This is a genomic window from Clostridium sp. (genome assembly GCF_018372875.1).
Classification (GTDB): Bacteria; Bacillota; Clostridia; order Clostridiales; family Clostridiaceae; genus Clostridium.
Genome location: NZ_JAHAIF010000084.1, coordinates 1 through 6,235 on the forward strand (window position 1 = coordinate 1; position 6,235 = coordinate 6,235).

Below are 6,235 nucleotides of genomic sequence, written 5' to 3' on the forward strand. Positions count from 1 at the left end.
ATTATATTATATCTCATGGGTGGGACTTTATATACCGAAGAAATGATTGAAAATATAAAAATTCAAAAACTACTTGAAGAAATCTATTAAATACAAAAACAATTATAAAGAGGTATTACACTAGCTCTTAGTGCAATACCTCTTGGATAAATACTTATTCTATTATACAAATTATATTAATCAAAAATAGAAGCTCCATTACTTTCAATAACTTTTTTATACCAATAAAAACTGTCTTTTTTGATTCTTCTTAAATCCTTTATTTCTTTATCTTCTCTATTTACATAAACTAATCCATATCTTTTATTATATCCATTACTTGTACTTAAAACATCCACAAAAGACCATGGAAGGAAACCAAAGATATCAACCCCTAATTCAATAGCACGATGAATTGATTTTAAATGCTTTGTCCAATAATCAATTCTATAATCATCGTGAACAGTTTCATCTTCTTCTAGCTTATCATAAGCTCCTAAGCCATTTTCAGTTATTATTATTGGAATATTGTAACGTTGATAAATATCTCTAAGCAAATATTCCATTCCACTAGGATCAATAGTCCAATCCCAATCATTAGTTTCTGCATTAGGGTTTTTAATATATTCGTAAAAATCTGGCATCATTTCATATGCTCCCATAGCGCCTTTTTTTCCTTCTAAATTACTTTTAGCTTCTCTTAAATAATTATTATCTTCACTTGGGAACTTTACACATTTACTTGCATAATAGTTTACACCTAAGAAATCAGAATACCCAGCTTTAATAATATCCATATCTCCATCTTCTATTTTTGGTGCTATATTTTGTTCTTCTAAATATTTCATTGCCCCCACTGGATAGCTTCCTTTAAAGTATATGTCTAAAAAGAAATGATTCTTTAAATCCTCAGCATTTAACATTGCTAACATATTTTTAGGAGAAGAATCTAAAGCATAGATTGGTGAGTAGCCAATAGCAGCACCAGCTTTACCCCCTTCAACATATTTATGTACTAGCTGGCATGCTTTTGCATGAGCAAGGTTCATATGATGATTTATTTGAAATTTTATTTGATGATTATTATGATACTTTTCTGGTATATAGTTTTTCTTTTTCCAGAACTCAACTATAATACTTTGCTCATTTATAGTAATCCAGTTCTTAATTTTATCTTTATAACGCTTAATTATAAATTCTGCATAATAAACAAAATCCTCTACGCTCTGCCTACTTATCCATCCATCGTACTTTTCTACTAATGCCATTGGCATATCATAATGATAAATTGTTGGAATAGGTTCAATACCATTTTTTATCAATTCATCAATAAAATTATCATAAAATTCTATTCCTTTTAAATTAACTTCCCCTGTTCCATTAGGAAACACTCTTGACCATGCAATAGAAAAACGATGAGCAGTAAAACCGCATTCTTTCATTAATTTTATATCTTCTTTATATCTATGATAACCATCACTAGCTATACTAGCATCAGAAAAACCTGTATTCTCATTTAAAACATCCATCTGAGATAACTTTTTACCATCTTCTAATGCTGCTCCTTCCACTTGAAAAGCACTTGTTGCTGCCCCCCACAAGAATTTTGCTGGCATTTCCTTTTTTTTATTCACAACTATTACCCTCCAATTTATTAATTCTTTCTTCTAAACTATTGTATAACATATACATATTTTCAACTAAGTTTTTTTCTGACATAATAGTCATTAAAGTATCCTGAGCATGTATAAATAACAATGTTGGAGATATAGCTGCTCCTGTGGCTTCCTCTTGAATTATTTGAGTTTGAGATGCATGTGCTTGACGTATGTTTTCTTTTGCCTCTTTCATTTCTTTTTCATACCCTAATTTATCATTTTTAGATAAACAATTTATCGCAGCTTTTATATTCTCACGTGCATCTCCAGCTTTTAAAATTATTTTCATTGCAACTTGTTCTAATCTATTATCCACTTATATCATCCTTTCTTGTATTATTCTTTTCTGCGCATAAGCTACTATCATATGCTTTAAAAAATGGATACCATACTATTGTGTAAACAACTAATAAAACTGCCCATAATATAATTGCTCTTAAGTCACTAGTAACAAGTACCGAACTAATTGGCATAGGTAACTTTACCCCTGTTAATAGCTTAGCAGGAATATTAACTAGGCCGCCCTTCATAAATATCCATGTAATTATAGGTCCAACAATTCCATTTATCCACATAGGTGGCATTAAATAAGGATTGAATGCTACTGGAGCTCCAAAAATTACAGGCTCATTTATATTGAAAAGTGATGGAATTAAAAATACCTTACCCATTGTTCTTAATTTCTTACTCCTAGCTCTTAGCATTAATAATACTAAGGACATTGTTGCACCCATTCCTCCAATCCAAACAAAACCAACAAAAATAGTTTCTTGTGTAACAATATTCATAGGCTGTAATCCTGAATTTAGTGCTTCAATATTTGCAGTTATACCTTCTAACATAATTGGCGTATATATAGGTGATAGTAACCAGCTGCTTATTCCTAGAGAATATAGTATAACTGGTGTAAAACATATTAAAATAAAACCTGGTAATGTTTGTCCAAATTGATTAATAGGAGCAAACAATTTAGTAACAGCTACAAAAATATCAATTTTTAAAGTATGTACAACTATCATAGTTATAAATAGCGCAAAAAAAGTTGGTATTATTTGATTCAACCATTTAAGAATAAATTCTGGTACTGATGTAACATTCTTAAATGGATTAATTTTTGCATAAATATTTAATATTACTGAAGCTAATAATCCAGCTAAAAAGGCTATAAGTATTCCTTTTGGCCCTAAACGACTAAATTCAAAAGAAATTGTCCCCTTATCTAAAGTTGGATTTAACATCATTAAAAATGTGCTCAATCCAATTATTCCAGAACAAATTTGATATTCCTTATGCCCTAGTTTTACCATTCCTTGATAACCTACTAAAAAGGCAAGTATTAGTGAATATAATCCAAAACTAAAGTTATATATAGGTTGAATATCAGGCATTACTGGTATATACCCTCTAAGAATATTATATATAGATATTATTGATCCTAGAAAAATTGTTGGTAGTACAAGCATTATACCTGTAGAAATAATTTGTATCCATTTATTCTCAGCAAACTTGTTCATTTTTGGCGCAAAATTATTTTCTAGAAATTTAATAAATGATTTCATAAAAAAACCCCTTTCATATATTCGTTAGTGTAAAGTTTGTTATACATTCATAAAATTAACTTAGTTTTTCTAATACAAAATCTAGTAAACCTTCTCCATCTATTTCTCCATAAATATCTTCTGGTATAATTTCCATTTTTACACCATTTTCTTCGGCCTTCTCTCTTAATGTTTCAAATACATACTTCATATGAGGCGCAACTAATAAAATATCAACTTTAGCTATATATGAATCAACTTCACTTTCTGCAGTTGCTAAAACTTCAATTAAGACTTTTTTCTTTTTTGCAGCCTTTCTTAATGCTTGTGCTAGAAAACCACTTGACATACCAGCTCCACAACATAAAAATATTCTTTTCATTTCCATAATATATTCCTCCTTATTGATTCCGTTTTCATAATTATCATATTATAAATTTTCTATTTAATCTTTCACTAATTTTCCTTCATTAACGAAATAACTTATTTCGCCAATGTACGAAATTTTAAATTTGAAAAAATATATTAAACTTGCTACTATTATTTTAAATATAGAGAACTGGGGTGATTACTTGAATCATAAATTACTTAATGTTATTGAATATTTATACCAACAATCTTCTCCTATTTCTTGCAAAGAATTAGCTCAACACTTTAAAGTTACTACAAGAACTATTCAAAACTATGTTAAAGATATTAATCATATATCTAGTAGTAATGCTATTATTTCAAGTAAAAGTGGATATATGTTAAATAAACAAAAAACTGATATACTTTTTGAAAAAATTAATGTAAATATTCCTGATGATAATTTATCTAGATGTACTTATGTTTTAAAAAAACTTTTAACTCACACAACAGAAAGTATAAATATATTTGACCTAAGTGATGAATTATTTATAAGCTATTCTACTTTTAGAAATGTACTTTCTTATACAAACAATTATCTCAAGAAGTATAATATTAAGATTGTTTCTAATAACAACCTACTTTATCTCCAAGGTAATGAACGAGATTTAAGAAAGCTTATGAGTACAATCATATATGATGAAGTTTCTATAAATAGTTTTTCTATTGAAAATCTATATGAATATTTTAATTCTGTACTAGTAATAAAAGTTATAGATTTTTTAGATTCATTCTCTAAAAGTAATGGTTTTACTATTAACCATTTTACAAAAATGAATTTAATTCTTCACTTTTGCATATTAATTAAAAGAATTCAAGATGGCAATATAGAAATGGATTCTTCTGTTAATTCTGATAATAGTAAGTTTTTACTTGAATGCGATCATGCACTAATAACTAAACTTCATAATGAAATATTCAATACATTTAACATTTATATAGACAATGATAATTTAAAGGAAGCTTATCTACTTCTTCAAATTAATTCTGATTTAAATTTAAACTTAGCAAATGATATGCTTGGAAATGAAATACTATCTTTGATGAAAGAAATCATTAAAGAAATTAAGGTTAATTATCTATTAGATTTGAATACGCCTGAATTTATTACTCCTTTTTCCTTGCATCTTAAAAGACTTATTTTTAGAATACAACATGGAAAAGTAGAAAAGAATCCTATTTTAAAGCATATAAAGAAAACGATTCCTATGATTTATGATATTTCAACTTATGTGTCTCTTTATATAAATAATTTCTTTGAAAATGAAGTTGTCGCCGAAGATGAAATCGGATTCATCGCTCTTCACATAGGTGCAGAAATCAATAGACAAAAGTCTGATGGGGAAAAAATATCTACTATATTGGTTTTACCAAAATATTTGGAGTTAGAAAGCTATGTGAAAAAACAAATATTAAAGAACTTCCATGAAAATTTAAATATAGTTAACTCAATTTACTCTCACGAATATATACATAACATCTCAGACACAGCAGAGTTGGTTATTACTACATTTCCTCTATCACACTTTAAGAATACAAATAAATTGGAGATAGTCTCTATATCTCCGTTTTTTAATTCTGAAGATCAATTAAAGGTTCATGAGGGAATTGATTCTATAAAGAAGAAAAGATTAAATCAAATCCTTATTAGTCAATTTGATTATTTTTTCAACAAAGAACTTTTTCATTTAGATAATGGTTCATACAAGAATGAATATGATGTAATTAATTTTTTAGCAAAAGATCTAATTGATAAAAATTATGCTCCAAATGAGTTTTTAACTCATATAATTAATCGTGAAAAACTAACTTCTACTGCTTTTAATAATGTTTCTGTTCCACATCAATTTTTTACTGAAACTATGAGAACCGGAACAAATATATTAATATCAAAAGAAGGTATACATTGGAAAAACAACTTAGTTCATATAGTTTTAATGGTTTGTATAAAAAATGAAGATAAAAAGAATTTTGCCTTTTTATATGAAGCACTATTAAATTTATTTACCCAGGATGATATAGTACAAATAGTAAAAAATTCAATCTCATTTGAAGATTTTAAAAATAAAGTTTTATTATTCATCAAATAATACATATTAGGCAACGTCAAGTTTACTTTTTTCTATTACATAATATAATAAAAATAAATATGTTACTCATATTAGCATAACACAGTAGTTGAATAAAAAAGTAATTTATAAAATGAGTCTATGATAATTAGTTTAACATATGGGACAAGTTTGCTATCACAAACGATGATTATTTTCACATCTTAATTATTTCCCCCATATTAAGATTAAAACTTAACAATAAAAAAGTTGATTAATAGTTCTAGAAAATATCCCTACTATGTTAACATAAATATAATACACAAAATCTAGGAAGTAGAAACTACATATTCTCTCCTTCCTACTTTTTATTAAACAGAATTATTCACCAAAGTTATTTTTAATTTATTATATAATAAGTACATATTAAATAAAGATATATGTTATTGTTCTTTTGTGAAATATATAATAATCCAACTGATATACACCTCACAACTCATAGAATTGAAGGCGGTTTAGATATAGAAATTAACTATAAATACCTTTGTAACGAACACCATCGTGGTAAAAGCGGACCCCATCACTCTATTGAAATAGATTTAAA

General features: G+C 27.1%; 5 protein-coding genes and 1 pseudogene. 2 read left to right on the forward strand and 4 right to left on the reverse strand.

Annotation, left to right across the window (positions count from 1 at the left end; genetic code table 11):
- Nucleotides 1-176: 176 nt before the first annotated feature.
- The 4 genes from KIB46_RS15925 to KIB46_RS15940 are packed head-to-tail and all read right to left on the reverse strand — an operon-like array spanning nt 177 to nt 3,563.
- Nucleotides 177-1,613, reverse strand: a complete 1,437-nt coding sequence (locus KIB46_RS15925; RefSeq protein ID WP_271821635.1) for a glycoside hydrolase family 1 protein — start codon at nt 1,611-1,613, stop codon at nt 177-179.
- Nucleotides 1,606-1,953 carry a PTS lactose/cellobiose transporter subunit IIA gene (locus KIB46_RS15930; protein ID WP_156560342.1) on the reverse strand — a complete coding sequence of 116 codons (348 nt, stop codon included), beginning with the start codon at nt 1,951-1,953 and terminating at the stop codon, nt 1,606-1,608. The genes KIB46_RS15925 and KIB46_RS15930 overlap by 8 nt, the downstream gene beginning before the upstream one ends.
- Nucleotides 1,946-3,196, reverse strand: a complete 1,251-nt coding sequence (locus KIB46_RS15935) for a PTS transporter subunit EIIC (protein ID WP_156560340.1) — start codon at nt 3,194-3,196, stop codon at nt 1,946-1,948. The genes KIB46_RS15930 and KIB46_RS15935 overlap by 8 nt, the downstream gene beginning before the upstream one ends.
- Nucleotides 3,197-3,251: 55 nt before the next feature.
- Nucleotides 3,252-3,563: a PTS sugar transporter subunit IIB gene (locus KIB46_RS15940; protein WP_156560338.1), complete on the reverse strand. Its 312-nt coding sequence runs from the start codon at nt 3,561-3,563 to the stop codon at nt 3,252-3,254.
- A gap of 184 nt (nt 3,564-3,747) precedes the next feature.
- Between KIB46_RS15940 and KIB46_RS15945 the strand changes: the two genes are divergently transcribed.
- Both KIB46_RS15945 and KIB46_RS15950 read left to right on the forward strand, forming a co-directional pair.
- Nucleotides 3,748-5,673, forward strand: coding sequence for a PTS sugar transporter subunit IIA (locus KIB46_RS15945; protein ID WP_291673174.1), 1,926 nt, complete (start codon nt 3,748-3,750; stop codon nt 5,671-5,673).
- Between the two features lie 404 nt (nt 5,674-6,077).
- Nucleotides 6,078-6,235 (forward strand): annotated as a pseudogene (locus KIB46_RS15950) (HNH endonuclease); the annotation flags it as partial.